Annotated in this window: 25 protein-coding genes, 1 tRNA gene and 1 other RNA gene; 22 read left to right on the forward strand and 5 right to left on the reverse strand. The window is 69.4% G+C overall.

Translation table 11 applies throughout. From position 1 onward, the window contains the following. The first annotated feature begins 78 nt into the window (after positions 1-78). On the forward strand, positions 79-1,731 hold the full coding sequence (locus tag OG780_RS21940) for a helicase HerA-like domain-containing protein (RefSeq protein ID WP_328450702.1): 1,653 nt from the start codon (positions 79-81) through the stop codon (positions 1,729-1,731). A 213-nt stretch (positions 1,732-1,944) separates the two neighbouring features. Here the strand turns inward: OG780_RS21940 and OG780_RS21945 are convergent, their stop codons facing one another. Then, positions 1,945-2,526: an HhH-GPD-type base excision DNA repair protein gene (locus OG780_RS21945; RefSeq protein WP_328450704.1), complete on the reverse strand. Its 582-nt coding sequence runs from the start codon at positions 2,524-2,526 to the stop codon at positions 1,945-1,947. A gap of 140 nt (positions 2,527-2,666) precedes the next feature. On the opposite strand from OG780_RS21945, the gene OG780_RS21950 reads away from it, so the two are divergent. The 4 genes from OG780_RS21950 (at position 2,667) to OG780_RS21965 (ending at position 8,704) form a co-directional block, all read left to right on the forward strand. Beyond that, positions 2,667-4,742 carry a penicillin acylase family protein gene (locus tag OG780_RS21950; protein ID WP_328450706.1) on the forward strand — a complete coding sequence of 692 codons (2,076 nt, stop codon included), beginning with the start codon at positions 2,667-2,669 and terminating at the stop codon, positions 4,740-4,742. Continuing rightward, positions 4,732-5,364, forward strand: coding sequence for a GNAT family N-acetyltransferase (locus OG780_RS21955; RefSeq protein ID WP_328450708.1), 633 nt, complete (start codon positions 4,732-4,734; stop codon positions 5,362-5,364). Before OG780_RS21950 ends, OG780_RS21955 begins: the two co-directional genes overlap by 11 nt. Before the next feature lie 42 nt (positions 5,365-5,406). Continuing rightward, on the forward strand, positions 5,407-7,302 hold the full coding sequence (locus OG780_RS21960) for a copper resistance protein CopC (RefSeq protein ID WP_443062325.1): 1,896 nt from the start codon (positions 5,407-5,409) through the stop codon (positions 7,300-7,302). 406 nt (positions 7,303-7,708) lie between these two features. Then, positions 7,709-8,704 carry a DUF4365 domain-containing protein gene (locus OG780_RS21965; RefSeq protein WP_328450712.1) on the forward strand — a complete coding sequence of 332 codons (996 nt, stop codon included), beginning with the start codon at positions 7,709-7,711 and terminating at the stop codon, positions 8,702-8,704. 1,085 nt (positions 8,705-9,789) lie between these two features. Here the strand turns inward: OG780_RS21965 and OG780_RS21970 are convergent. Both OG780_RS21970 and OG780_RS21975 read right to left on the reverse strand, forming a co-directional pair. Continuing rightward, entirely contained in the window at positions 9,790-10,359 is a 570-nt protein-coding gene (locus OG780_RS21970; RefSeq protein WP_328450714.1) for a GNAT family N-acetyltransferase, read from the reverse strand. Next, complete coding sequence (locus tag OG780_RS21975) at positions 10,356-11,123, reverse strand: GntR family transcriptional regulator (RefSeq protein ID WP_328450716.1); 768 nt, start codon at positions 11,121-11,123, stop codon at positions 10,356-10,358. The genes OG780_RS21970 and OG780_RS21975 overlap by 4 nt, the downstream gene beginning before the upstream one ends. 496 nt (positions 11,124-11,619) lie before the next feature. Here OG780_RS21975 and OG780_RS21980 point away from each other — a divergent pair, with 496 nt between their 5' ends. From OG780_RS21980 to OG780_RS22015, 8 genes are all read left to right on the forward strand, one after another. Beyond that, positions 11,620-11,889: a DUF6284 family protein gene (locus tag OG780_RS21980; RefSeq protein WP_328450718.1), complete on the forward strand. Its 270-nt coding sequence runs from the start codon at positions 11,620-11,622 to the stop codon at positions 11,887-11,889. Next, positions 11,886-12,227, forward strand: a complete 342-nt coding sequence (locus OG780_RS21985; RefSeq protein WP_328450720.1) for a hypothetical protein — start codon at positions 11,886-11,888, stop codon at positions 12,225-12,227. The genes OG780_RS21980 and OG780_RS21985 overlap by 4 nt, the downstream gene beginning before the upstream one ends. Continuing rightward, positions 12,227-13,081 carry a protein spdB gene (locus tag OG780_RS21990; RefSeq protein ID WP_328450722.1) on the forward strand — a complete coding sequence of 285 codons (855 nt, stop codon included), beginning with the start codon at positions 12,227-12,229 and terminating at the stop codon, positions 13,079-13,081. The genes OG780_RS21985 and OG780_RS21990 overlap by 1 nt, the downstream gene beginning before the upstream one ends. Next, a complete protein-coding gene (locus OG780_RS21995) occupies positions 13,081-13,419 on the forward strand; it encodes an RRQRL motif-containing zinc-binding protein (protein ID WP_328458295.1) in 339 nt (112 codons plus the stop codon). The genes OG780_RS21990 and OG780_RS21995 overlap by 1 nt, the downstream gene beginning before the upstream one ends. Before the next feature lie 29 nt (positions 13,420-13,448). After that, positions 13,449-13,661 (forward strand): hypothetical protein, encoded by a 213-nt coding sequence (locus OG780_RS22000; protein ID WP_328450724.1) that lies wholly within the window; start codon positions 13,449-13,451, stop codon positions 13,659-13,661. Positions 13,662-13,663: 2 nt separating this feature from the next. After that, a complete protein-coding gene (locus tag OG780_RS22005; protein ID WP_328450726.1) occupies positions 13,664-13,981 on the forward strand; it encodes a hypothetical protein in 318 nt (105 codons plus the stop codon). An 83-nt stretch (positions 13,982-14,064) separates the two neighbouring features. Further along, the gene (locus OG780_RS22010; protein WP_328450728.1) at positions 14,065-16,182 is read left to right on the forward strand and encodes an FtsK/SpoIIIE domain-containing protein; all 2,118 of its coding nucleotides are present in this window, start codon (positions 14,065-14,067) and stop codon (positions 16,180-16,182) included. A gap of 203 nt (positions 16,183-16,385) precedes the next feature. Next, a complete protein-coding gene (locus OG780_RS22015; RefSeq protein ID WP_328450730.1) occupies positions 16,386-16,850 on the forward strand; it encodes a hypothetical protein in 465 nt (154 codons plus the stop codon). Here OG780_RS22015 and OG780_RS22020 read toward each other — a convergent pair. After that, positions 16,847-17,431 carry a hypothetical protein gene (locus tag OG780_RS22020; protein ID WP_328450732.1) on the reverse strand — a complete coding sequence of 195 codons (585 nt, stop codon included), beginning with the start codon at positions 17,429-17,431 and terminating at the stop codon, positions 16,847-16,849. The genes OG780_RS22015 and OG780_RS22020 overlap by 4 nt on opposite strands. Before the next feature lie 460 nt (positions 17,432-17,891). Between OG780_RS22020 and OG780_RS22025 the strand changes: the two genes are divergently transcribed. The 6 genes from OG780_RS22025 to OG780_RS22050 all read left to right on the forward strand — a co-directional run bounded on the left by OG780_RS22025 (position 17,892) and on the right by OG780_RS22050 (position 22,770). Further along, positions 17,892-18,617, forward strand: a complete 726-nt coding sequence (locus tag OG780_RS22025; RefSeq protein WP_328450734.1) for a DNA methylase — start codon at positions 17,892-17,894, stop codon at positions 18,615-18,617. After that, entirely contained in the window at positions 18,614-19,507 is an 894-nt protein-coding gene (locus OG780_RS22030; protein ID WP_328450736.1) for a bifunctional DNA primase/polymerase, read from the forward strand. The genes OG780_RS22025 and OG780_RS22030 overlap by 4 nt, the downstream gene beginning before the upstream one ends. Further along, positions 19,504-19,857, forward strand: a complete 354-nt coding sequence (locus OG780_RS22035) for a hypothetical protein (RefSeq protein ID WP_328450738.1) — start codon at positions 19,504-19,506, stop codon at positions 19,855-19,857. The genes OG780_RS22030 and OG780_RS22035 overlap by 4 nt, the downstream gene beginning before the upstream one ends. Next, positions 19,854-21,011, forward strand: coding sequence for a DUF3631 domain-containing protein (locus OG780_RS22040; protein ID WP_328450740.1), 1,158 nt, complete (start codon positions 19,854-19,856; stop codon positions 21,009-21,011). Before OG780_RS22035 ends, OG780_RS22040 begins: the two co-directional genes overlap by 4 nt. Before the next feature lie 178 nt (positions 21,012-21,189). After that, complete coding sequence (locus tag OG780_RS22045) at positions 21,190-21,408, forward strand: excisionase family DNA-binding protein (protein WP_328450742.1); 219 nt, start codon at positions 21,190-21,192, stop codon at positions 21,406-21,408. Between the two features lie 84 nt (positions 21,409-21,492). Continuing rightward, positions 21,493-22,770, forward strand: coding sequence for a tyrosine-type recombinase/integrase (locus OG780_RS22050; RefSeq protein ID WP_328450744.1), 1,278 nt, complete (start codon positions 21,493-21,495; stop codon positions 22,768-22,770). A gap of 62 nt (positions 22,771-22,832) precedes the next feature. Here OG780_RS22050 and OG780_RS22055 read toward each other — a convergent pair. Next, positions 22,833-22,920: transfer RNA gene (locus tag OG780_RS22055), tRNA-Ser, on the reverse strand. A gap of 72 nt (positions 22,921-22,992) precedes the next feature. On the opposite strand from OG780_RS22055, the gene ffs reads away from it, so the two are divergent. The 3 genes from ffs (at position 22,993) to OG780_RS22070 (ending at position 25,536) form a co-directional block, all read left to right on the forward strand. Beyond that, positions 22,993-23,091, forward strand: an RNA gene (gene ffs / locus OG780_RS22060) — signal recognition particle sRNA small type. A gap of 130 nt (positions 23,092-23,221) precedes the next feature. Then, entirely contained in the window at positions 23,222-24,970 is a 1,749-nt protein-coding gene (locus OG780_RS22065) for a DNA polymerase III subunit gamma and tau (RefSeq protein WP_328450746.1), read from the forward strand. Beyond that, positions 24,940-25,536 (forward strand): hypothetical protein, encoded by a 597-nt coding sequence (locus OG780_RS22070; protein ID WP_328450748.1) that lies wholly within the window; start codon positions 24,940-24,942, stop codon positions 25,534-25,536. The genes OG780_RS22065 and OG780_RS22070 overlap by 31 nt, the downstream gene beginning before the upstream one ends. The last annotated feature ends 370 nt before the right edge of the window (positions 25,537-25,906 follow it).

A 25,906-nucleotide genomic window follows, 5' to 3' on the forward strand; every position in this document is an offset into this window, starting at 1 on the left:
CGGGCGCAGCCATGGAGGCGGAGTGCGACGCTGGAAAAGATGTCGTAAATCCTTGCAAAACGGGAACAGGGGTCTGATATGAGTGACGGCGATACCGTGTCGTCGGCTGCCACCGGGACCGCTCCCGAGCGGGTCGCCGGTGCCCCCGCGCTCCCGCGGGAGGCGCTGGAGATCGCGGCCGGCTACGCCTTCGCGGGTCCCGCCCTCGAACTCGGCGCGCTGCTCTGGGACGGGTCGTGCCTGCCCGACGCGCAGATCCGCGTCCCGTTGCCGATGCTCAACCGGCACGGCCTGGTGGCGGGCGCCACCGGCACCGGCAAGACCAAGACGCTCCAGCTCATCGCCGAGCAGCTCGCGGCGCAGGGGGTCCCCGTCTTCCTCGCCGACATCAAGGGTGACGTCTCCGGGATCTCGGCGCCGGGGGAACCGGGGACGAAGGTCCAGGAGCGGGCCCGGGAGGTCGGCCAGGCATGGACACCGGGCGGCTGCCCGGCGGAGTTCTACGCGCTCGGCGGTCTCGGCCACGGCATTCCCGTACGCGCCACGGTCACCGCCTTCGGGCCGGTGCTGCTGTCCAAGGTGCTCCAGCTCAACCGGACCCAGGAGCAGTCGCTCGGCCTGATCTTCCACTACGCCGACCAGAAGGGCCTGGAGCTGGTCGACCTCAAGGACCTGCGCGCGGTCGTCGCCTTTCTGACCTCGGACGAGGGCAAGCGGGAACTGAAGGGGATCGGCGGTCTCTCCACGGCCACGGCGGGTGTCATCCTGCGCTCGCTCACGGCCTTCGAGGCGCAGGGCATGAGCCCCTTCTTCGGGGAGCCGGAGTTCGACACGAGCGAGCTGACGCGTCTGGCGCCGGACGGCCGGGGCGTGGTGTCGGTCCTCGAACTGCCCGCCGTGCAGGAGAAGCCACAGCTCTTCTCGACGTTCCTGATGTGGCTGCTCGCCGATCTCTTCCACGACCTCCCGGAGGTCGGCGACGCCGACAGGCCGAAGCTCGTCTTCTTCTTCGACGAGGCCCATCTGCTCTTCAGCGACGCGTCGAAGGCGTTCCTGGACTCGATCACGCAGACGGTCCGGCTCATTCGCTCGAAAGGGGTCGGCGTCTTCTTCGTGACGCAGACACCGAAGGACGTCCCCGCGGATGTCCTCGCCCAGCTCGGCAACCGCGTCCAGCACGCGCTGCGCGCCTTCACGCCGGACGACCAGAAGGCGCTGAAGGCCACCGTGAAGACGTTCCCCGACTCCCCGTACGACCTCGAAGAGGTCCTCATGGGCCTGGGCACCGGTGAGGCCGTGGTCACCGTGCTGAGCGAGAAGGGAGCTCCGACGCCCGTCGCGGCGACCCGGCTGCGCGCGCCGCGGTCGCTGATGGGTCCGGTGGAGGCGGGCGCGCTGGACCGGGCGGTGCGGGAGTCGCCGCTGTACGGGCGGTACGCGCAGGCGGTGGACCGGGAGTCGGCGTACGAGAGGCTGACGGGGTCGCCGGACTCCGAGGCGCCCGCGTCTCCCCCGCCCTCCTCGCGGCCGCGAGGAGGGACCGGAGCCGGGCCCGGAGCGGGGCACGAAGCCGGGCACTCCGGCGGCCGGAGCCGGCCCGGGGAGGAGCCCTCCGTGGTCGAGCAGGTCGTCGGAAGCGGGCTGTTCAAGTCTCTGGCGCGGTCGGTGGGTACGCAGATCGGGCGGGAGATCACCCGGTCGATCTTCGGAACGGCTCGGAAGCGGCGTTAGAGGGGCCCAGGAGAGGTTCGGCCGGAGGGCGGCCGCCCGGGATGGGACGGCCGCCCTTTGTCCGGGGAAAATTCCAGCCCCTCCGGCGTTTGAGGAGCGGGGTCCGGGGCGGAGCCCCAGGGGTGGGAAGGGCAGGGGCGGCGGGGGCGAAAGACGGTTGAGGGCGGGCACCCGTGCCGGGGACGGTGGGGGCGCCGGTTCCCCAGGCCCGGGTTACTTGCCGGAGGCCTTCGCCGCCTTCATCTCCTGCTTGTGGGCGCGGACCTTGGCGAGGGACTCCGGGCCGGTGATGTCGGCGACCGAGCGGAAGGAGCCGGCCTCGCCGTAGGGGCCCGCCGCCTCCCGCCAGCCCTTGGGGGCGACCCCGAACTGCTTGCCGAGGAGGGCCAGGAAGATCTGGGCCTTCTGCGCACCGAAACCGGGGAGTTCCTTGAGGCGGCGCAGCAGTTCCGCGCCGCTGCCGGCGTCCTTCCAGACGGCGGCGGCGTCTCCGTCGTAGTGCTCGACGAGGTACTGGCACAGCTGATGGATGCGCTTGCCCATCGAGCCGGGGTAGCGGTGCACGGCGGGCTTGGCCGAGAGCAGCCCGGCGAACTTCTCCGGGTCGTACGCGGCGATCTCGTGTGCGTCGAGATCGTCCGCCCCCATGCGCCGGGCGATCGTGTACGGCCCCGCGAAGGCCCACTCCATCGGCACCTGCTGGTCCAGCAGCATGCCGACCAGGGCCGCGAGCGGGCTGCGGCCGAGCAGTTCGTCGGCCTCGGGCTGCTGGGCGAGGTGAAGCGTGACGTCCATGGACCGATGATCCCGCGTGCGGTGACGGTCGCTCCGTCGCGGTCGTCGTGGCCACCCGGCTTCACCGGGTCCTCGTTCCGGACGTACGATCCCGAAGGTTAAATTAGGTTAGCCTAACCTGACATGACTGGGGATGGACCGTGAACGCCGAGATCTACCGTGACACCTGGGGCATCCCGCATCTGCGCGCCGGCAGCGCCCTGGAACTCGCCCACGCCCAGGGCCGGGTCACCGCCCGGGACCGCGCCTGGCAGCTCGAGGTCGACCGGCACCGCTCCCAGGGCACCTCGGCCGCGTTCCTCGGCGAGGAGTCCGCAGGCTGGGACCGCTTCGCCCGGCAGGCCCGGCTCGACGACACCGCGCGACGCTGCTTCGCGTCCCTGGAGGAACACGACCCCGAGACCGCCGCGTGGGTCGTCGCGTACGTCGACGGAGTCAACGCGGGGCTGGCCGAAGGGGCCGCGAGAGCACCCGAGTTCGCGGCGAGCGGGCTTGTTCCGGGACGCTGGGAGCCCTGGAGCCCGCTGGGCGTCTGGCTCGGTATCCACATCCTCTTCGCCGGTTTCCCCGCCAAGCTGTGGCGCGAGGAGGTCGTACGGCGGCTGGGCGCGGACGCGGTCGGCCTGTTCGCCATGGACGGGCCCGGCACGGCGGGGAGCAACGGATGGCTGGTGAGCGGCGAGCGCACCGCCACCGGGCAGGCGGTGATCGCCGGTGACCCGCACCGCTTCATCGAGGATCCCGGCGTCTACCAGCAGATCCGCCTCTCCTGCCCGGAGTTCGACGTCGTCGGCATCGCCGTCCCCGGTGTCCCGGGCATCGCCCACTTCGCCCACACGGGAACCGTCGCCTGGGCGATCACCAACGCGATGGCCGACTACCAGGACCTCTACCGGGAGCGGCTGCGGCGCGTCGACGACGGGGCCGTCGAGGCGCTCGATCCCGACGGTGCCTGGCGGGCCGCGGCACGGCACACGGAGCGGGTGGAGGTGGCCGGCGGCGAACCCGTCGACGTCGAGGTGATCGAGACGGCGCGCGGGCCCGTGGTGATCGGGGGCGTCGGCGCCGAGGAGTCCATCAGTCTGCGCTACCCGCCCCGCGTGACGGCGGACCTCGGATTCGGCGCGCTCCTGCCGCTGCTGCGGGCCCGCCGGGTCGCCGACGTGGACCGGGCCTTCGACGCCTGGGCGGAGCCGGTGAACGTCGTGCAGGCCGCCGACACCGAGGGCGGGGTGCTGCACCGTGTCGCGGGCCGGGTCCCGGTGCGCGCCACGGCCAACCGCACCCGGGTGGTGCCCGCGTGGGAGGCCGGCCACGAGTGGACCGGCTGGCACGAGATGCCGTACGGCCCGGTCGAGGACGGACTCGCCGTGATGGCGAACCAGCGCGGCCCCGCGGCCCCGCTCGGTGTCGAGTTCGCGCCGCCGCACCGCGCCGACCGTATCCGCCGACTGCTCGACACGGGCGAGGCGTTGTCGGCGGCGGACATGCCGGCCGTCCACATGGACACGCACCTCGCTTCCGCGGCCGCCCTGCTGGACCCGCTGGCCACGCTGGAACTCTCCGGCGCGGCGGCCGGCATCAGGGACCGACTCCTGTGCTGGAACCGGCACATGGACGCCGACAGCGGCGCGGCCGCGACGTACGCGCGGGTGCGCGACGCGGTCGTACGACGGCTCGTGGCGCACCCGGCCCTCGCCGTCCTGGCCGAACCGCCCGCCCGCCCGGCCGTCTTCCTGCCCTGGCTCGCGCTCACCCCGCGCGTCGCCTTCGCCCTCGAAAACCTGCTGACGGCAGGGGAGTCGTACGGCATCGACCGCGACGCCGTGATCCGGGCGGCCGTCGAGGAAGCCGCCGTCGAGGAAGTGGCCGCCGGGCCCGCGCCCCGGACCTGGGGCGACACCCATCGCCTCGCCCCCTGGCGGGCGCTCCCCGGTACCGCGTACGACGAACCGGCCCTGTCCGGCGACAACGACTGCGTCCTGTCCACCTCGTCGCTCCCCGGACTGACCGACCTGAGCGCCCGTGGACCCGCCGCTCGCTACGTCTGGGACCTCGCCGACCGGGACGACAGCCTCTGGGTGGTCCCGTTCGGAGCCGACGGCGTCCCCGGTGCGGCCCACCACCGCGACCAACTCCCCTTGTGGCTCAGGGGAGATCTCGCCCCGGTGACCACCGACTGGAACAAGCTGACCAAGGAGAGCGATGACGACTGAGACGTACGCAGGCACCCGCGAGGCCGTTCACGAGCAGCGCGTCGGGGGTTTCGGCACGGTCCGCGTGCTGCCCGTGGACCCGCGCGCCGACCTCGACGTGCTGCACGGCTGGGTCACCGAGGAGCGGGCCGCGTACTGGGGGATGACCGGGTTCTCGAAGCGGCAGGTGCTGGAGACCTATCTGCACCTCGACTCGCTCGACACCCATCACGCCTTCCTCACCCTCAAGGACGGCGTACCGGCCGCGCTGTTCCAGACCTACGAGCCCGAGGCCGACCGGGTCTCCGAGTGCTACGAGGTCCGGCCCGGCGACATCGGGGTCCACCTGCTCATCGGGCCCCCCGTACCCGGCTCCGGGGAGCGGCCGGGCTGGTCGTCCACGCTGCTGTCGACGTTCCTGGCGTACGCGCTGACCGGCCTCGGCCGGGAGCGGGCCGTGGTCGAACCCGACGCCCGCAACGCCAAGGCCATCGAGCGGCTGACCCGGCAGGGTTTCGTGCCCGCCGGGGACATCGTGCTCCCCGAGATCGACCTGCCCGAGGTCCATCTGCCCGAGAAGCACGCCCGGCTCGCCTTCCTGACGCGCGAGGCCTTCGAGAAGGGCCCGACGGCACCGAGGTGAGCCGGACGCGGCTCGTATCCGTACATGACCGAGACTCTGGACATGCGGATACGGAGACGGCGTGTGAACGAGAGCCGGCAGCGAGAACGGCGGATCGGCGCCAGGGCCCTGGCCCTGCTGGGCGGTGTCCTGGTCCTGGTGCTCTTCGGCGGTGTGAACGGCGCGTCCGCCCACGCGGCGCTGACGGGCACCGATCCGCAGGAGGGCAGTGTGCTGAAGTCGGCGCCCCGCCAGGTGACGCTGACGTTCAGTGAGTCGATCGGCCTGTTCGACGACTCCTTCCGCGTGCTCGACCCGGAGAACCGGCGCGTGCGCACCGGGGAACCGGAGCACGCGGACGGCCGTGCCGACACCGCCGGCGTCACCCTGCCGCGCGGCCTCGGCGCCGGCACGTACACCGTGGCCTGGCGGGTCGTCTCGGCGGACAGCCACCCCGTCTCCGGCGCCTTCACGTTCTCCGTCGGCAAGCCCTCCGCGACCCGCGCGCCCCTGCCGCCCACCGCCGGTGATCCCGCCTCCTCCGCCCTCTACGACATCGCCCGCTACGCCGCGTACAGCGGACTCGCCCTGTTGATCGGCGCGGTCACGTTCGTGCTCGTCTGCGGCTTCCCGGGGTCCGTACGGCGTCTCCTGGTGACCGGCTGGTGGATCCTGCTCGGCTCCACGTTCGCGCTCCTCCTGCTGCGCGGCCCCTACGAACGCGGCACCGGCCTGTCCGGGGTCTTCGACCCGGAGAGCCTCAGCGACACCCTGGCGGGCCGGCCCGGCATCGTTCTGGTGGCGCGGCTGGCGCTGCTCGCCGCCGTGGCCTTCGTGCCCCCGAGGGTGCCGGTACGGGGCCGGGGGGCCGGCCGTGGCGTCCTCGTGCTCGGTGCGCTGTTCTCCCTGGCCCTGGCGGTCACCTGGGCCGCCGCCGAGCACGCCTCCGCCGGGATCCAGGTCCCCGCGGCGATGGTCTCCTCCGTGCTGCATCTGCTCGCCATGGCGGTGTGGCTCGGGGGCCTGGCCGCCCTGCTGGCCGCGCTCCACCGTCCCGCCGAGCCGGTCCCCCCGGCCGTCGTCACCCGGTTCTCCCGGCTCGCCCTCACCTCGGTCGCGGTCCTCGCGGTCACCGGCGTCTACCAGTCCTGGCGCGGCCTCGGCTCCTGGGACGCCCTGACCTCGACCTCGTACGGCAGGCTCCTGGTCGTGAAGGTCGTCCTGGTGGCGCTGCTCCTGACGGGAGCCGCGTTCTCGCGACGCTGGACGACCCGGGCGGCGACGGCGCGGACCCCCGCCGGCGTCGCGGCCGGCCGCGTCGCGGTCCCGGTCACGGTGCCGGCGTCGGCGTCGGACGGACCGGCGTCGGAAGGGCCTGCCTCGGAGGAGCCTGCCCCCGAAGAGCCCGCCTCAGATGGGCCGGCGGGAGACGGGACGGCGGGAGACGGGGCGAAGGGCGGGCCGGGGGACACCGAGTACCACCGGGGCCTGCGCCGCTCGGTGCTCGCCGAGGTCACCGTCGGCATCCTGGTGCTGGTGATCACGACGATGCTGACCGGTACCCAGCCGGGCCGCGCCGCCACGGAGAGCGCCGACGCGGTCGCGGCCGTGCGCCGGGTGACCTCCAGGACGACCCTGGTGCCCTTCGACGTCGGTACCCCGGGCGGACGCGGCAAGGTCCAGATCGAGCTGACGCCCGGCCAGGTCGGCGAGAACTCCGTGCAGGTCGTGGTCTTCGGCCCCGACGGCGGCCTCGTGACCGTCCCCGAGGTGCGCCTGACCTTCACCCAGGAATCACAGAAGGTCGGCCCGATCGACGCGGAGATCACCGACAAGGGCGGCTACTGGACCTCCGACGGTCTCACCCTCCCCCTCCCCGGCACCTGGACGATGAAGATCACCGTCCGCACCAGCGACATCGACGAGGTCACCGTCTCGAAGAAGGTGACGATCGACTGAGTCCGACGGGCGCGGGCCCCGGTCACGAGGGTGACCGGGGCCCGCGCGGGCCCGTTGGGACCGGACAACGTCGAAGGGCCCCGCTGCAAGCAGCGGGGCCCTTCGACGTTAGTGCCCGGTGAGGCACTGGCGGAGGATACGAGATTCGAACTCGTGAGGGGTTGCCCCCAACACGCTTTCCAACTGTGCGTGTGGCCGTTCAGGGACGTTCACGAGGGTCCAAACGGCAGGTCAGAGGTCGCGTATGGACGCCAGTGAACGCGGGCGGCCGTCGGCGTACTGGACAACGACCAGGACAACGAGTGACCCCTAACAGGCCAGGTCAGTGCATGCCTGGACGGCCACAACCAGCCCAGGCTGTCAGTGCCTGCCGCTAACCTGACAATGACTGACTTCAGGGGGGGCAGTGTCAACTGTTCGTGCGAGTCGCAAGATTGAGAGGGCGGGCGTCAACGCTCTGCGTGCGCTCCTTGAGGACCACGAGCACATCGTTCAAGAGATCGACGGGGGTAACGATCATGGCGAGGACATGATCGTCAACTTCACGCGCGCCGGCAAGAGAACGCCGTACTGGATCGCCATTCAGGTGAAGAGTGGCAAGAAGTACAAGCGAGTGAACGGGTATGCGATTCCTGTCGAGGATCACTTTGACGACTGGCGGCAGAGTCGCATTCCGATTCTCGGTGTCGTCTACGACATGAAGAAGAGGGAATTATTCTGGGTGAATCTCACCGAACAGTTGAGGGCAGTAAGCGACAGTCCCGGATGGGTCCAGATCGCAAATACATCCCCGCTCAATTCTGAGACGGTAGAGGAATTTTACGCGGAAGTTGCCACTTACGCTGGCGACGCGAGAATGCGGATCCGTGCAGCGACTGAAGGAGAAGCGTTAACCGAAGCTGTCAGAGCTAGGCAAGGGTTAGATCCTTTAACTGCACCCAACCCCATGTATGAGGGCCTTGCAGATTTTGCTCTTCAATACGAGGAGCAGATTGAGAACGTTCGCAGGAATCTATTTAGGTCTCTGCCAGTGCTGATGCTGGTAGCGGTCATGATATGGGCCTGGCCATATCAAATCCGCTTCGTTGAAGGCTCCTCGGGCATGAGCCCTGTGCTGTGGGTTTCTAACCTCTACGCGTTCATGCTCTTCATGGCCCTAACTGTATTTTTCGAATTCAGAGCCGGAAGAATTCCTATCGAAACCGGTAAGTGGCTGTGGATGATCGCTGTTAACTTCTTCTGGCTCCCCATCATGGACTCTGACGGGGATCGCGGCTGGTGGGGAACGTTCTGGATCTGGGCTGGAATCATCGTCCCCTCCTTTGGTCTGAAATTGCTATTGCTCACGTTCGTTGGATTTGCCGTGGATCGGAAAAGGAAGCAGCGTGAATCGAGCATCTGACAGGCTGTCGTGGGTACTGCTGGCCTGTGCATGGCAGTTCGGTCGACAGGTCAGGGCCATGACTGGCACACCTGATCCGTATGCGGGTGCACTTCATAGCCGGAGCACGACTAGAGGCAATGAATAATTGAGGCTAATAATCCGAAGTGACGCAATTGCTTAATTGCTCGGTTTGTGTGACATAGATTTTGATCGAAGCTATTTCTGTGGGTCGAGTGCCGGATATGGCGTCAGCGAAGGACCCCTCTATTCTTGACCAACCCCAGGGACCCGACTCTGCATTGCTCGGTCGCGTTGCAGTGTAGCGCTTCGGAGTAGTCCGTCCGGTGGGATCGCTCACACTCCAGCCCACCTCTGACGGAAGATCCGTGTAATTACTAGACCACACCCGTGACAGGTGGTCACGGAAAATCAAGGGACCGTAAGTGAAGCGACTTTTTGTGAAATCCCCTTCTGTCGACGTCGCCAAATCTAGATTCGTATCATCGATAATTGAAGCACGTACGCAGGGGGGGATTTTAACTAGACCGCGTACGGGCACATCTCCTTCGGAAGTAGCTACCGTTCCAATAACTACTAGATCCAAGGGTGCCATATTGTAATTAGTCACCTGTCCGATTCTGGCACCCCCGTTTACGCTCTTCTTCTCTGCCGACTTGATGTAATTCCCCAGATTTTTGGCCGTGACTGGAATTTCATCCTCGAATTGCACGCGCGAGGCGAACCCAATCTTGGCCCGCTCGGCGCCTCGTACTTCAGTTTGACTCTGCAACCGATAGGCGAGAACTGAAATGATCAAGGCGGCGAGGGAGAAAAAGAGAGTGAATACGGTCGGGCCGTTCCAGTTGCTACTGTGAGGGGAGATGTCGGTAGTGGATGGTGGGTTGTTGGCCGCAGAGGGTGTGCCGTGACCTGACATATCACTAGGGACGCCGTGGTCGCTTTACGGGTTCCATGTCGAGCGCGCGTATATGCGCGGGTGAGCAGTCGGCATCGGAGTTGATCTACCCGCTTTGGTGAAGCGCGAGATTAGGCGAGTCATCTGTAGGACCTGCTCCTCACGTATGAGGAAACAAGGGCAACGTTCAAGCCGCAAACCGAAGCCTCTCAGGTGCAGGCGTACGGTCTGTGAACCCATGATCAGCCGACCGTGCCGCTCGCTGCGCGAGCCACCCGGAGACGCGGGGTCCGCCGTTCACTGCCGTGCCCTCGCGGGCGGTACGAACGTACGTGAAGCCGTGCGCGAGGTAGTACTGCTGGAGCCCCTCGTTCGTCGTCCAAGCGTCCAAGCGGAGCCATCGCGCGCCCGCCCGCTCCGCACGGTCGCCGGCCCAGTCGAGCAGCCGTCCCCCAAGGTCCTGCCCGGAGTACTCACGGGCGATGGTGAGCTTGTTGACGAACATCGACGGTTCGGTCAGCTCGCCGTCTGTCCATAGCCCCTCTTCGGCGTCTGGGGTGAGCGTGATCGTGCCAGCGGTCGTATGCCCGTCCCGGAGCATGAACACGGTGTTCGCCTCGATCGTGGCCAACAGCTTGGTTGCGGGGTACGGACGGCTCCACTGATCGGACCCGAGACCCCGCAACCAAGCTGCCGCTTCCTCGCGAAAGGCAAGCAGCTTGGCCACGTCGTGTGGCTCTGCAAGAGTGATGATCACGCGTTCTCGTTTCGGGCGGACAGCTCGCCGATCTCGTAGTTCATGCGGTTCAGGTCCCCTCGGAACGTCGTGATCGTGCACCGGATCGGACGGTCTGCCGAGTAGCCGGTACGCGTCCAGATCATCACTGGTACTCCAGCTCCGATCTCCAGAAGTCGCGCTTCCTCCGGTGTCGGCATCCGAGCGGCGATCTCGTCGAAGTACCCGACCTGCTCGATACCGCGCGCGGCGAGGTATCGAGTCGTGCCTTCCTCTATGTCGCCCGGCTCTGCCAGTCGCGGTGACGCTTCGACCAGCCAGGACGGATAGTAGGTCGCCTGCGTGGACCAGGGCACGTCGTCCACATAGCGATGACAGAACCGCAATACAGCTTTCGTTCCTGCCGGCACCTTGAGCCGCGCAGCGACATCAGCCGAAGCCGGGAGCATCTCTACGCGGAACGTCTGATGCGGCCGACGACCAGCGTTCGTCACGTCGGTGCTGTAGGCGTCCCCGTTCTGCGGGAAGGTCAGATCCTCGAACCGCGACGCGTTCAGTTCGAAGACCTCGTGCGACTTGACCTCATATCCGAGCCCCTGGCTGGACGCGATCAGCCCTTCACTGACCAGCAGGCTTAGTCCGTTGCGGACGGTGTTCCTCGACGCGTCGAACCGCTGCTGCAAGTCGTTCTCGGAAGGCAGCCGCGCGCCCGGCGCATAGGTGCCGTTGTCGATCTCGCGACGCAGGATGTCCGCGACTTGCCGGTACTTCGGCTGCTTGGTCATAGCCCCCATCATGACGCACTCGCGCAACTTGTTGGTACATGTAGCCCAACCCTCTTGACGCCTCACTGTCCGTGGGTGCAGCATCGCTATGTCAGCTTGTACCAACAAGCTGAGCAGGTGGTGCAATACCATTGAGTGTTCGCTGCCTGCACTGGCAGCGCCCGGCGGGTCCCGTGAAGACGGGAGCACCTCTGACCAGGGGTTACCGCGCTCGCCGGCAGCGACAGTGCCTTGAAAACTCAACAGCGTGCTGAGGGAGACCGCCCCACCTCTGCAAGCAAGAGGGCGGCGTGCGCGGGTTCTGGTCCCGCGCACGAGCACAGCGCGCATCGACCTTTTCGCAGCTCATCCGCTGCGGCCGGTTGCCTCCGCTGCTCGTCTCGTACGAGCAGCGTCGAGGGGAGCCGGATCTACCGACTTCAACGGCGCGCGGCCCCGGTGCTGGAACACCGGGGCCGCTGTTCGGGCCGTTCCTGCCTGAGAGGAACACGACCCAATGAACCCCATCGTCACTGTTCAGGAAGCTGTTACCGCGTTCGCCGACTTCATGGAGCCGACGAACGCGGAGCTGGACGCGATCGAGTTGGAGATGCCGCTGATCCTGGCGGACGTCGACCTGATCGACGCGCAGATCATCGCCATGGACCACGCCCCCAACGACGTCGACACCCGCCGGGTGCGCCGGGCCCTGGCCCGCGTCCTCGCCGAACGGGCCAAGCTGACCAACCGCACGGCCGGCACGATCCCGGCGGGGGGTGCGGCATGAGCGCCATCCTCACACTGGACGCCCTGGCGGCACCGCTGCGGGCGCTGCGGCTGCTGGCGGTCGACTTCCCCGACCTGCCGGCCCCGGTGGTCGACGTGAGCGCGATCTACCCGGACCGGCTGAGGCTGTCGGTGCATGCGTCGCAGGGCGGGTTCACCGCGTTCGAGGCATGGCGGACGGCGCTCGGTATCGCCCCGGACGTGGTCGACTTCCACGTGCAGTGCGACCACTGCACCGGCGTGTTGAACGCACGGACCGAGTACGGCGGCGCGGACATCGAGTTGACCGGCTATACGCAGGTGCCCGACGGCGCTCGGATGCCCGCGGGGGTGGCGTGATGGCACGCCCGACCGCTCTGCCCGCCGTCGCGATGACGGCGGTGTCCATGGTCCTCACCTTGGCCGTGGTCGTGATGTGGCTGGGTACGGCGATGCCGTGGCTGGTCGCGCTCGTGGTCGGCCTGGGCATCGACGGGGGATGGCTCGCCACCCTCGCCTACGAACGGCGCCTCGCCGCGCAGGGCGACCACTCCGCCGCCGTGACGGCGGTCGGCTGGTCGTTCGGTCTGCTCGCCACCGGCGTCCTGGTCGCCCACGCGCTGACCGCCGAGGCGGACACGGGCGCGTGGCTGGCGGTGGCGTGGCTGCCGCTCGCGGCGAAGGCACTGTGGCTGGTGCACGGGTTGTGGGAGCGGACTGCACTCACCCCGGCCGCGCTGACCGCCATCACCGGTATCCAGCAGGAAGCCCGAGACGAAGCGGCCGTGGCGCGTGCCCGACTGCGGGCGGAAGCCACGACGGAGGAGACCCGGCTGACGGCCGTGACGCAGGCCGGCGCGCGCGTCGCCCGCGTCCAGGCCGACACCGCCAAACGGCTCTCCGCCGCCTGGTCGACGCTGGAAGCGGCCCGATCCGGCGAGGACACGGGCAGGGCACTGACCAGCGTGACGAACCGCGTCACACCCGACGTCACACCCCGATGGGAACTCCCCGTCTGGGGGCCCACCGAGCTACTCACTGCACTGGAATCAGGCCCGGCTCTCACCGACGCCGAACTTGACGCGCTCGTGGACGAGATCCGTACCAGCCGCGTTCCCGCCCTGTCCTACCGGGAGATGGCGACCCGCTTCCGTACGGCCGGCCACTCCGCGTCCGAGGTCCGCCTCCGGGCCGCATGGAAGCGCGTGGCGTGATGGGCGCGCTGCCGGTGTTCCGGTGGCGCCTTGCCCCGGACGGCTACGCCACCCGCCGCCAACTGAGGGCGCGCGGACTACGACCCGGCGGCCAGGCCGTGGCGGCGCAGCTCGAACGGCCGCGCCACCGTCGTGGACCGCTGGTCGCTCACCTCTACCGGATCGACCTGGCCCGACCGGTGCGACCGATGACCACCGCGAAGTGGGCGGCGCTGGCCAAGGCCAACGCCGCCCGCCGCACCTGCCCGTCCTGCCACCGCGACGCGGGCTACGTCATCGCCGCCTCGCTCGGCATGTGCGTGCCCTGCGCCTACCCCGAAGACCAGCGCGCCGCCTGAACACCACGACTTCTCCGAGGAGTTCTGCTGTGACCAGCACGCTCGACTACGCGTGGCATGCCTGGGTGACGGTGCCCGGCGAGGGCCGCGCGTTCGCCTACGGCACCGTCACCGTCCCCGTCTCCTTCTGCTGGGACCGAGTCACCCGCGAAGTCGCGGCGTGGCTCGGGTCCCAGGGCGCGACCGGCCGGCTCGACGACATTCACCTCATCCTCGCCCCCAACGCCGGAAGGACCGACTAGTCATGGGCAAGCCCGACACCCGCCGCTTTGACCGGGCGATCCGCGAGACGAACCGCAAGCTCGAAGCGGTCCGACGCGGCGAACTGTGGCCGCTCACCGGCTCCGAGCGCCGCGCGATGCTCGCCGCCGTCGCGGGCGGTTCCTACCGGGTCATGCGCGGCAAGAGCACCGGCCGCGCCGACAGCCGCATCGAGTCGGTCTCGACCTCGGCGGAGACGCGGCTGATCGCGGAGATGACCGCGTTGCAGATCGAGCGTCAGCGCATCGTCACCGAAGCCGCCCGCGCCAAGGCCGCCAAGAAGTCCTCCGGCTGGTGGTGACGCACGCCCGCGCCACCAGCCCGCACCGCCTTCCCCCTCATCACTTTCACCCCGATCCGGGGCAGTCAGGAGTCCGTTTCACCATGAGCGAGAACGTCGTTCACCTGCACAAGAGCACCGAACCGACGGCCGAGCCGGATACCGTGACCACGTTGACCGTGGTCCCCGAACCGGCACCGATCGCGCCCGTTCCGCTGTGGGTCCGTTCCGGACGCGCCATCCGTACGGCGGTCACGCACGAGACGACCAGGACGACCGCCCGCGCTGTTGCCCGGCACACGCTGTACGTCGTCGGCGGGGCGCGGATCGCGGCGCGGCGGACGTGGGACGGGCGGACCGCCTCCCGCTACGAGCGGATGTTCCGGGCCGCTGAAGCTGCGGGGAATCACGAGGTGGCGGCGGAGTGGGAGGAGCGGGGGCAGCACTTCCGCGAGGCTCGCCACCGTCGCCGCATGGACCTGCTCCACTCCCCGCTCGACGCGGCCAAGGGCGTCGCCGTGAGTGCTGGCATGGGGGTCGGGTCACTGGTCGCCCTCGGGGTCGTGATGGCCATCGCGACGAAGGACGTCACGCAGGTCGTCACCCCGCTGATGGCCACGATCGAGTTCATCAACCTGATCATCACCATCGTTCAGGTGGTCTGGGGTCCCGCCCTCGCGATCGGCCCGTTCCTGGCCCTGCTCGCCTTATGGGGCGTGGGCAAGCACCAGCAAGCCGCACCCGCGTGGGCGCTCCCCGCGAACGTCCGCAACAGCGAGGGAGAGCCGATCACCCCCTCGATCGTGGTCAAGGCCCTGCGCGACCTCGGCGTGCCCGCCCTGCGCAACGCCATCAAGGACATGGGGGACGCGGGCGCGTCGATGCTCGGGCCGATCCGGATCGCCGGATGCGGCGTCGAGGTCGACGTCACGCTTCCGTCCGGGGTGTCCACCATCGAGGTGCAGAACCGGCGCCGGAAGCTCGCCGAGAACCTGACCCGGCACGAGCACGAGGTGTTCATCACCATCCCTCAGGCCGCCCGCACGGTCCGGCTGTGGGTGGCGGACTCGGGTGCGCTGGACGAGCCGATCGGGCCGTCCCCGCTGGTCACCGACGAGACGATGACCGCCGACTACGCCAAGGGCCGCGCCCCCTGGGGCCAGGACCTGCGCGGCGACGCGGCGGCCCTCAGCCTGTATCAGCGGCACTTGCTGATCACGGGGTTGTCGAACCAGGGCAAGACCGTCGCCCTGCGCTCCCTGGCCCTGTGGCTCGCGCTGGACAAGTCGGTCCAGTTCCTCATGGGCGACCTCAAGGGCGTCGGCGACTGGGCCATGTTCGACGGCATCGCCACCACGCTGATCCAGGGGCCGACCGATGAGCACGTGATCCAGGTGACCGAGATGGTCGAAGGCGCCGTGAGCGAGATGAACCGTCGCCTGATGGCGCCGCCCGGCACCGTGTTCCCGGCGCTGATCGTGCTGGTCGATGAGGCGCAGGTCGCGTTCATGTGCCCGCTCAAGGACGAAGAGGGCCGGTTCTACGGCGGTTCCAAGGCCACCTCCCGGTACTTCATGGCGGTCCGCAAGATTCACAACCAGGGTCGTGCGGTGAACGTGCTGATGTGGCAGGGCACCCAGGACCCCACCGATCAGAACCTGCCCAAGCTGGTCCGCGAGGGCGCCCACACCCGCGCCGCCCTCGCCCTCGGTACCGAGTCGCAGGCCCGGATGGCGCTCGGGGACAAGGCGGTCGACGGCGGCGCGGCGCCGAACCTGCTCCGCCCCGGGCTGGATCAGGGAACGCTCGTGGTCGCGTCGTCCGGCATCGACATCCCCAAGGGCCAGTCGTCCATCACCGTGCGCACCCACTACGTCGACGACGACGCGGCCGAAGCCATCATCGACCGCGCCAAGGCCCTGCGCGACGGCGTCACCACCCTCACCGTCATCGACCGGGGCGAAGACCGCGACCCGCTCGCCGACATCGCCAACGTCGTCGGCGACGCCCCGCGAGTACGAACGAAGGACGTGCTCACCCGGCTCGCCACGCTGAACGAGGACGCCTACGGCGGCTGGTCGTTCCTGGACCTCAAGCGGGTGTTGGACGACGCCGGCGCGGAGCCCTACAAGTCCGACGGCGTCATGGTCGTCAGCCGCGACCGCGTCACCCGCGCCCTCGCCAACCGCGACACGGACGGTTCCGCTTCCGCCGACGGATGACAGGGAGCCGCCCCGCCCGGGTCAGGGAGGCAGGGAGAACTCCCTGACCGCCTCCCTGCCCCGCCTCCCTGGCCTTGAGCTGCACGAATGATCCATCAGGGAGTCAGGGAGGCATCCCAGGTCAGACCCCGAAAACCCCCTCCACAGCCACCCCGCAAGGGAGTGACTCCGCCTCCCTGACCGCGCACCGGAAGGGATTCCGCATGTACCCCGAACACCCCACCCACGGCCGCCCTGTGACCGCCGTGGAAGTCCACCAACCCGTTCCGCTCGCCCCGGCTGTCATGGCGCCGGCGCCCCACGTGCCCATGCAGCCGGGCAGCGTCCCGGCGGTCGCGAGCATCGTCCTGCCCGACGGGCGGGTCGTCACCGGCTACGCCATCAACCCCGTCCAGCCCGAACCGGTCACGGCCAAGCCGCCCGTCTCCCGGACGGCCGTGAACATCGCCCTCGGCGGCGTCGGGTTCGCTGCCGTGTGCGGCGGGCTGATCCTGCTGACGACGTTCATCGCCGCACTCACCGCGCTCATCACCCAACTGATCACCCTCGCCGCCGTCATCTTCGGCGGATGGATCGCCATACAGATCTTCGGCGCGAGCGGCCACCGCGGCGGGACCACGGTCAACATCCGCAAAGCCGTCATCAAGCGCAACCGTTTTCACAGCTAGCGCACCCCCGGGGAATCGTCCATGTCTTCGGGAAGAACAGCCGCGATCGCAGCAATCACCTTCCTGGCTCCCGGTAGGGATTCACCGATTACGGCGGCGGCCCTACATGTCAAGCAGTGTTCGATGTGTTCTTCGAGTCGCACCAAGACGCGGCGATCCAGATTGTCGGCACCCAGTTGTTCCCCGAACATCTTCTCCATGAATTCGCACCGGTTGGGATTCGCACCTACATTCCAGAGATGGACAAGTCGCGCGACCTTTCGCCGGGCAGAGATGAGCGTAGGGATTACACGCTCATATGACTGACCTGACTGCTGTGCTAGGTCATGAAGGTCGTCACCCGCAAGGCTGCGGCCGAGGATGTATAGCTCCTCCTCCAGCAGGAGAATCGGCAGCCACTCCACGAGGCTTGCCTGCAGGGAAGAAGCGGCGTTCTCTTCATCGACCCGCTGATAGCACCATGGCTGAAATCCGGGGTACCGCCGTCGAGCCATCAGAGTTCCTCCTGACCTGAGGATTCTTCTACGGATGCCGGCCTCTCGTTCACGCCTCCTGTGGAACGTGTGCTCCAGGGCACCCACCGTTGAAACGTCGCAGCGAGACCCGTGATCTCCCTGACCACCTTCGGGACGTCTTGAGAGTCGCACTTCTTCAGTGCGCGAAGTCCCAATAGGGCCACGGTGCCGAGGACAAGGGCCACGAGCGCGACTGCCGCGAACGCGACCACGATCCCTGTTTCCATCTTCGGTTCCACTCTCCTCACGCAAACGCCAAAGGCCCCTGAGCGTCATCAGCTCAAGGGCCTATCTGGTCCGGGAACGACAAAAGCCCGCCAGCTGGCGGGCTTTGAGGGACACACCTGTCCCCTCCCGGAAGAGCATGGCACGGGATCTTGAAAAAGAGAAGGGCCTACCGGTACGGCATCTCTGGAACTGCCGTACGCATCAGCCGGGAAGCCCCTGAAGTACGCCATCTCATCCCAATGATCGCTCCCCGTCTCTCGGGTCTCACACACTCCTCATCGAACTGGAGAAACTCGGCATGCCTCAGCCCTCAAAAATCGAGCGAAGGCACCCCCTGACCCGCCTACTGGACCTGTTCTGCTGCGCTGGCGGCGCCGGTATGGGGTACGCCAGCGCAGGGTTCTCCGTGGATGGCGTGGACATCGCCGACCGTCCGAACTACCCCTTCCCCTACCACCGGGGCGATGCGCTCCAGCGCCTCGCCCACCTGATCGATTCAGGTGAGATCCATCGGTATGCGTTTGTGCACGCCTCCCCGCCGTGCCAGGACAAGTGCGCGTTGACCGTGGGCACCAACCGGTCCCAGGGATGGGGTGGTACCCACGTGGACATGGTCGCGCCGACCAGGGCCCTGCTCGACCGGACCGGGCTGCCGTACGTGATCGAGCAGCCCAACGGGCGCGCGGACATCCGTAAAGACCTGACGCTGTGCGGCGAGATATTCGGGCTCGGCGTCATCCGGCACCGCAACTTCGAGTTGGGCGGCTGGAGCATCGAGCAGCCGGCGCACGTCTCGCACCGGGGCCGAGTCCGCGGCTACCGGCACGGGCAGTTCCACGACGGCCCGTACGTCGCCGCTTACGGCAACGGCGGCGGCAAGCCGTCCGTGCCGGAGCTGCAAGCGGCCATGGGCATCGACTGGACGGACGTCCGCGAGGAACTGACCGAGGCCATTCCGCCCGCCTACACCGAGTTCATCGGCCGCGCGTTCCTCACCTCCCGCACGCTGGAGGTGGCGGCATGAGCGAGCACCTGATGGACGCGGCCCTGGCCGCCGCTGGACGCGGTTGGCACGTCTTCCCCCTCCGTCCGGGCGTCAAGTTGCCCGCGCTGCATGGGGAGCGGACGTGCACGGGGGCGGGCACGTGCGAGAACGGGCACCGGAAGTGGGAGCAGCGCGCCACGACCGACCCCGACCGCATCCGTGCCGCCTGGTCGTGGGCGCCGTTCAACGTCGGTATCGCCACCGGTCCTTCCGGGCTGCTGGTCGTCGACCTGGACACGCCCGAGCACAAGGGCAGTTCGGACGCGCCTGACGGCGCGGCAACCTTCCGAGCGCTCTGCGAGCGCGCCGGCCATGCCGTCCCCGACACCTACCGGGTGCGGACCGCGAGCGGCGGAACCCACCTGTACTTCACCGCCCCATCCGGCGTGCGGATGACCAACACCCAAGGCACGGTTGCCGATTCGGTCGACACCCGCGGATGGGGCGGATACGTCGTCGCCGCGGGAAGCACCACCCCGGCGGGAGCCTACGAGGCGCTGTGCGGGCCCGTGGCGGCCCCTCTGCCCTCGTGGCTGCAAAGCATCCTGCAACCGGCTCCCGAGCCCTCCCGGGCCCCCTCGGTGGCCGTAGCGGGGCAATCGCGCCGATATGCAGATGTAGCGCTCGACATCGAGACGCGGAACGTGGCTTCCGCTCAAGTCGGCGAGCGGGAGGCGAAGTTGTTCCGTGCCGCCCGCGCGTTGGGGCGGTTCGTCGCGTGGGGCGACCTCCCCCGACACGTGGTCGAGCAGGCTCTTCAGGCAGGGGGCGAGGCGGCCGGACTGTCCGCGTCCGAGTGCCGCTCCACACTGCGCAGCGCGCTCGACTGGTCCATCGCCCACAACCAGACCCGCCGGGCGACCGCATGAGCACCCGCCCACATTCCCCTCTGAAGAGCATCACCACCACCCCGGACGGCCCGCACGCCGCTGCACAGCCTGTGGACACGACGGCCGTGGGCGAACCGAAAGGCGTCGCCGAAGGCGTCCCCATTGCCGTTCGCCCTGACCCGCACCCGGGCGACGGCCGATACGCGGTCGCGTGGCTCACCATCTGCGCGCCGCGCGACGCCATCCCGACCGCCACCTCGAAGTGCCTGTGTGGCAGGGACCGCAGCGCGGTCGGCCGGCCGCGCGTACTGGCCCTGATCGCCGACCACGAAGCACACCGCGAAACCTGCCCGCTCCGCACCACCCAGGAAGGGAGGGCCGCCGCATGACCGACACCATCGACGGCGCCGCGCTGCTCGACGAGGTGGAAGCCTTCCACCGACGCTTCAACGTCTTCCCCACAGAAGCCGCATACGTCGCGGTCACGCTGTGGGACGCGCACGCCCATCTGCTCGACTGCTTCGACTCCACCCCGCGGCTCGCGTTCCTGTCCCCGGAGCCGGGGTCGGGGAAGTCCCGGGCGTTGGAGATCGTGGAAACCCTCGTGCCGCACCCGATGGTGGCCGTCAACGCGTCCGCCGCCGCCCTGTTCCGGGCCGTGTCCGGGGCCGACGGTCGGCCGACGATCCTGTTCGACGAGATCGACACCATCTTCGGCCCCAAGGCAGGGGACAACGAGGAACTGCGCGGCTTCCTCAACGCCGGGCACCGTCGCACCGGCGTGACGTACCGGTGCATCGGCGACGGCGGTAACCAGAGCGTGCAGGCGTTTCCCTCGTACTGCGCGGTCGCGGTCGCCGGACTCGGCTCGCTGCCCGACACGATCCTGACCCGTTCCATCGTCATCCGGATGCGGCGCAGGGCCCGCAATGAACGCGTGGAAGCCTTCCGAGCCCGCATTCACGAGGCTCAGGGCAACAAGCTGCGCGACCGGCTCACCGAGTGGGCAGAGCAGACCCGTGGATTCGTCCTCGGAGCCTGGCCCGAGATGCCCGAGGGCATCACCGACCGGCCCGCCGACGTATGGGAACCCCTGCTCGCCATCGCCGACGCCATCGGCGGGGACTGGCCCGACCGGGCCCGCGAGGCCTGCGTGACCCTCGTCAGGGCCGCGCAGTACACCGACAAACACAGCCTCGGCATCCGGCTCCTGACCGACCTGCGCGACCACGTCCTCATCGGCATCGACCGCCTGCCCACCATCGCCATCCTCGACCGGCTCAACGCCCTCGACGACGCACCGTGGGCAGACCTGGACGGCAAGCCGCTCGACAACCGGCGCCTGTCCCGGATGGTCGGGGAGTACATGACGACCGGCAACGAGCCGATCCGCTCCCGCAACATCCGCACCGCCGGCGGAGTCCTCAAGGGCTTCCACGCCACCGATCTGGAAGACGCGTGGGCCCGCTACTGCCCCGCCCCCCAGAACTCCGCTACATCCGCTACGCCGCTACATCCCAGCTCAGAGGCCATGAATCTGTAGCGGCACCGAAGCGTGTAGCGGCTACGCCCGCAAGCCGGTAGCGCGGGCGTAGCCGCTACACGCCACCCCTCCGCTACAAAAAACCACCCGCTGACCTGCGATGTAGCGGTGTAGCGGATGTAGCGGACTTCTGAGAGGCCCCCCGAGCCCGCTCCTTCTGTCTCAAGGAGATTCCTGCATGGATACGGCCCGTCCCGCCGACACATTCGATCCCACCCTCGTGCTCCTCACCGTCGAGGAGGCCGCCCGTCGACTCCGCATCGGCCGGACCACATGCTTTGCCCTCATCCGCACCGGCGAACTGGAATCCATCCCCGTCGGCCGCCTCCGGCGTGTCCCCGCCGACGCGCCAGCCGCGTACGTCGCACGGCAACGCGCGGTTCGCCGAGCTGCTTGACGACACCGGGGCGGCAGGCACTCCCGAACGGGACAGCCTGCCGCCCTGTCTCCATCCCGACACGTAAGAAGCAGGAGCCTGCCAGTGGCAGAAGAGAAGAAGCGCACCCGCCGCGCCAATGGAGAATCAGCGATCTACCTGGGGAAGGACGGCCGTTGGCACGCCCGCGTGCCGATGGGCTACAAGGACGACGGGACGCCCTACCGCCGCCACCTGACCCGGCCGACGCGCAAGGAACTGGTCGACGAGGTCCGGAAGCTTGAGAAGCAGCGCGACGAGGGTTCGGCGCAGCAGCCCGGCAAGTCGTGGACGGTCGAGAAGTGGCTCCTGCACTGGGTCGAGAACATCGCCAGGCCGGTCATCAGCGAAAACACCTACGACGGCTACGAGGTAGCGGTTCGCGTCCACCTCGTGCCCGGTCTCGGCAAGCACCGCATCGACCGCTTGGAGCCCGAGCACCTGGAGAGCCTGTACCGCCGGATGCAGAAGAGCGGGAGCAAGGCCGGTACGGCTCACCAAGCACACCGCACCATCCGGACCGCCCTGGGTGAAGCGGCGCGGCGCGGTCACGTGGCGAAGAACGCCGCCGCGTTGGCGAAGCCGCCGCGGATGGAAGAGGCGGAAGACGAGGTCGAGCCCTACTCGCTGGAAGAGGTGCAGAGCCTGCTGCTCGAAGTGAACAAGCGTCGGAACAGCGCTCGCTGGATGCTGGCCCTGGCGCTCGGTCTGCGGCAGGGCGAGACTCTCGGTCTGCGCTGGTCCGACGTGGACCTGGACAACGAGTACCTGAAGCTGCGCCGGAACCGTCTGCGTCCCAGGTACGAGCACGGATGCCCGGACGCCTCACCCTGCGGCCGGAAGCCGGGGTACTGCCCGGACCGGGTCCAGGTCCGGCGTGAGACCAAGAACACCAAATCCCGAGCGGGCCGGCGCGCGGTACCGCTGCCCGGCCCGCTGGTCGCCATGCTCCGCTCGCACGCGGAGGCACAAGCGCGCGAGCGGAAGACCGCTGGGAATCTGTGGACCGAGTCTGACTACGTGTTCACCCGGGCGTTAGGGGGCCCGCTGAGCCCGAACACGGACTATCACGACTGGAAGCGGCTCCTGGCGGACGCGCGGGTCCGGGACGGCCGGCTCCACGACGCCCGGCACACCGCCGCCACCGTGCTCATGCTGCTCGGTGTCCCGGCCCGGGTCATCGACCAGATCATGGGATGGGAGCCGGGCACGTCGGCGCGCATGCGGGCGCGGTACCTCCACGTGCCGGACGCCATGCTCAAGGACGTGGCCCGGAAGATTGCCGATGCGATCTGGGGACCCTCGGCACCCCTTGTGGACAAAAACCAGGACAACGAGGGCTGAGAACACGTCGAAGGGCCCCACCTTGCGGTGGGGCCCTTCGACGTTAGTGCCCGGTGAGGCACTGGCGGAGGATACGAGATTCGAACTCGTGAGGGGTTGCCCCCAACACGCTTTCCAAGCGTGCGCCCTAGGCCACTAGGCGAATCCTCCGGGGCAAACAATACAAGACGTTGAGGAGTGCTCGCGAACTCGTTCCCCACCCCCGGCATCCTGTACTCTTTGCGGAGCCCCTCACGTGGCGCTATCTGACTGAACTCCCCCAGGGCCGGAAGGCAGCAAGGGTAGGTCGGCTCTGGCGGGTGCGTGGGGGGCGCTTGCGTTTCCGGGGCGGTCGCCCGGACGGCCGTCGGGCCGTGGGCGCCCGGGCCGGGGACCGGATGCCGCCGGGGTCGCGCCCGGGATGCGCTCAGGGCGGTCCTTGATGTCGGTGGGCGCCTATAACCTCGTAGACGTGTCGTCTCTCGCGCTGTACCGCCGTTATCGCCCGGAGTCGTTCGCCGAGGTCATCGGGCAGGAGCATGTCACCGACCCGTTGTCGCAGGCGCTGCGGAACAACCGGGTCAATCACGCGTACCTGTTCAGCGGTCCGCGCGGGTGCGGCAAGACGACGAGCGCGCGCATCCTGGCCCGCTGCCTGAACTGCGAGCAGGGCCCCACCCCCACTCCGTGCGGTGTGTGCCAGTCCTGCCAGGACCTCGCCCGGAGCGGCCGGGGCTCGATCGACGTCATCGAGATCGACGCCGCTTCGCACGGTGGTGTTGACGACGCCCGTGACCTGCGGGAAAAGGCCTTCTTCGGGCCCGCGAGCAGCCGTTACAAGATCTACATCATCGACGAGGCCCACATGGTCACGCCGGCCGGCTTCAACGCGCTGCTGAAGGTCGTCGAGGAGCCCCCGGAGCACCTCAAGTTCATCTTCGCCACGACCGAGCCCGAGAAGGTCATCGGGACGATCCGGTCGCGGACCCATCACTACCCGTTCCGGCTCGTGCCGCCGGGCACCCTGCGCAAGTACCTGGGCGAGGTCTGCACGCAGGAGGGCATTCCCGTCGCGGACGGTGTGCTGCCCCTCGTCGTACGGGCGGGCGCGGGGTCCGTGCGTGACTCCATGTCCGTGATGGACCAGCTTCTGGCGGGTGCCGCCGACGACGGTGTGACGTACGCCATGGCGACCTCGCTGCTCGGCTACACGGACGGCTCCCTGCTGGACGCCGTCGTCGAGGCGTTCGCGTCCGGGGACGGCGCCGCGGCCTTCGAAGTCGTGGACACCGTCATCGAGGGCGGCAACGACCCGCGGCGCTTCGTCGCCGACCTGCTGGAGCGGCTGCGGGACCTGGTGATCCTGGCGGCCGTCCCGGACGCGGTGGAGAAGGGGCTCATCGACGCCCCGGTCGACGTGGTGGAGCGCATGCAGGCGCAGGCCGGGGTCTTCGGGGCCGCGGAACTGAGCCGTGCCGCCGACCTCGTCAACGAAGGGCTGACGGAGATGCGCGGGGCCACCTCGCCGCGCCTCCAGCTCGAACTCATCTGCGCCCGCGTTCTGCTGCCCGCCGCCTACAGGGACGAGCGGTCCGTCATGGCCCGCCTCGACCGTATCGAGCGCGGGGTGAACTTCTCCGGCGGCGGAGCCGCCCCCGCCATGGGCTACGTGCCCGGACCCGAGGCGCACGGCGCGGCGCCCGTCCCGTCGGCCGGGCCCGCGGCTCCCCCCGTTTCCCCCGGGGGAGGCCTGGCGGCGGCCCGTGCCGCGGCCAGGGGAGCGGGACCGGCCGCAGGGCAGGGCGCGGGGCAGGGGGCGGCGGGGAGAACGCCGGCGCCGTGCCGGGCGAGGTGCCCGGTACGCCCGCTGCCGTCACGCCTGTGGCGCCCGCCGCGTCCTTCACGGCCCCGGCACCGACGTCCGCGCCCCCGTCTGCTCCCGCGGCGCCCGAGCGGCCCGCGGCCCCGGCCGGCGCCCCCACGGGGGTCGCGCCCGGCGCCTGGCCCACCGCCACGGCGGCCGGCAGCGGCCGGCGCCCCGGTGGCTGGCCCACGGCGACCCCGGCGGGCGGTGGCCGCCCTCCGGCCGAGTCGGCGCCGACGCCCTCCGCCGCACCCGCCGCTCCGGGCGCCGCCGCACCGGGAACGCCCCAGGCGGCCGCTCCGGCCGCGGGCGGTCTCGATCCCCGCATGCTGTGGCCGAACATCCTGGAGGCGGTGAAGAACCGCCGCCGGTTCACCTGGATCCTGCTCAGCCAGAACGCGCAGGTCACGGCCTTCGACGGCACGACCCTGCAGATCGGTTTCGTCAACGCCGGGGCCCGGGACAACTTCGCGAGCAGCGGCAGCGAGGACGTGCTGCGGCAGGCGCTCGCGGAGCAGTTCAACGTGCAGTGGAAGGTCGAGGCGATCGTGGACGCCTCGGGCGGCTCGGCACCGCCGCCCGCACCGGCGGGCGGCGGGTTCGGCGGCGGTGGCGGTGGCGGCTACGGCGGTGGCGGTGGGTACGGCGGAGCTCCGGCCGGCCAGCGGCCCGCGCCCCAGCAGTCGTCCGCTCCGGCTTCCGGGCCCGCGGCCCCGCAGTCCGGCCCGTCCGCCGGCCGTCCCCAGCCCCAGGGCATGTCGGCGCCCGCTCAGGCCCCGGCCTACGAGCCGCCGCCGGTCGCCCCGGAGGACGACACCCCCGAGGACGACGACCCCGACCTGGACGAGTCCGCCCTCTCGGGCCACGAACTGATCGTCCGCGAACTCGGCGCGACGGTGGTCGAGGAGTTCTCGAACGAGTGAGAGGCGGACCGGGTCCCGGACGCCGCCCGCCCTGTGCGCGGGGCGCCACCGGCGGGCCCCGGACGCCGCCCACCCCGTGCGCGGAGCGCCGACGGTCGGGCCTCGAACGACGTCCGCCCGGTGCGGAGTGGCACCGGTCGGTTTCTGGTCCCGGGCGCCGCACGCTCGGTGCGGGGGATGTCATCGCCCGGCCTTGAACGCCGCCCGCCTGGTGCGCGGGGCGCCACCGGCCGGGTTCTGGACGGCGTCCGCCCGGTGTGCCGCGAGACGTCGCCGCGCGGGCTCTGGACGTCGCCGGTCCGGCGCCACGGGGCCGCACCGCGCACGCCCGGAGCGCGCCCCGCCCCATGCCCGGGGCCCCACCGCCCGG

Origin of the sequence: Streptomyces sp. NBC_00386, assembly GCF_036063235.1 — a bacterium.
GTDB lineage: Bacteria > Actinomycetota > Actinomycetes > Streptomycetales > Streptomycetaceae > Streptomyces.

Excerpts from the sequence above, each read along its gene's own strand:
- OG780_RS21940 (WP_328450702.1), top strand. The coding sequence starts at position 79 with ATGAGTGACGGCGATACCGTGTCGTCGGCTGCCACCGGGACCGCTCCC.
- OG780_RS21945 (WP_328450704.1), bottom strand. The coding sequence starts at position 2,526 with ATGGACGTCACGCTTCACCTCGCCCAGCAGCCCGAGGCCGACGAACTG.
- OG780_RS21955 (WP_328450708.1), top strand. The coding sequence starts at position 4,732 with ATGACGACTGAGACGTACGCAGGCACCCGCGAGGCCGTTCACGAGCAG.
- OG780_RS21960 (WP_443062325.1), top strand. The coding sequence starts at position 5,407 with ATGCGGATACGGAGACGGCGTGTGAACGAGAGCCGGCAGCGAGAACGG.
- OG780_RS21975 (WP_328450716.1), bottom strand. The coding sequence starts at position 11,123 with ATGACCAAGCAGCCGAAGTACCGGCAAGTCGCGGACATCCTGCGTCGC.
- OG780_RS21980 (WP_328450718.1), top strand. The coding sequence starts at position 11,620 with ATGAACCCCATCGTCACTGTTCAGGAAGCTGTTACCGCGTTCGCCGAC.
- OG780_RS21985 (WP_328450720.1), top strand. The coding sequence starts at position 11,886 with ATGAGCGCCATCCTCACACTGGACGCCCTGGCGGCACCGCTGCGGGCG.
- OG780_RS21990 (WP_328450722.1), top strand. The coding sequence starts at position 12,227 with ATGGCACGCCCGACCGCTCTGCCCGCCGTCGCGATGACGGCGGTGTCC.
- OG780_RS21995 (WP_328458295.1), top strand. The coding sequence starts at position 13,081 with ATGGGCGCGCTGCCGGTGTTCCGGTGGCGCCTTGCCCCGGACGGCTAC.
- OG780_RS22005 (WP_328450726.1), top strand. The coding sequence starts at position 13,664 with ATGGGCAAGCCCGACACCCGCCGCTTTGACCGGGCGATCCGCGAGACG.
- OG780_RS22010 (WP_328450728.1), top strand. The coding sequence starts at position 14,065 with ATGAGCGAGAACGTCGTTCACCTGCACAAGAGCACCGAACCGACGGCC.
- OG780_RS22015 (WP_328450730.1), top strand. The coding sequence starts at position 16,386 with ATGTACCCCGAACACCCCACCCACGGCCGCCCTGTGACCGCCGTGGAA.
- OG780_RS22025 (WP_328450734.1), top strand. The coding sequence starts at position 17,892 with ATGCCTCAGCCCTCAAAAATCGAGCGAAGGCACCCCCTGACCCGCCTA.
- OG780_RS22030 (WP_328450736.1), top strand. The coding sequence starts at position 18,614 with ATGAGCGAGCACCTGATGGACGCGGCCCTGGCCGCCGCTGGACGCGGT.
- OG780_RS22035 (WP_328450738.1), top strand. The coding sequence starts at position 19,504 with ATGAGCACCCGCCCACATTCCCCTCTGAAGAGCATCACCACCACCCCG.
- OG780_RS22040 (WP_328450740.1), top strand. The coding sequence starts at position 19,854 with ATGACCGACACCATCGACGGCGCCGCGCTGCTCGACGAGGTGGAAGCC.
- OG780_RS22045 (WP_328450742.1), top strand. The coding sequence starts at position 21,190 with ATGGATACGGCCCGTCCCGCCGACACATTCGATCCCACCCTCGTGCTC.
- OG780_RS22070 (WP_328450748.1), top strand. The coding sequence starts at position 24,940 with ATGCTGTGGCCGAACATCCTGGAGGCGGTGAAGAACCGCCGCCGGTTC.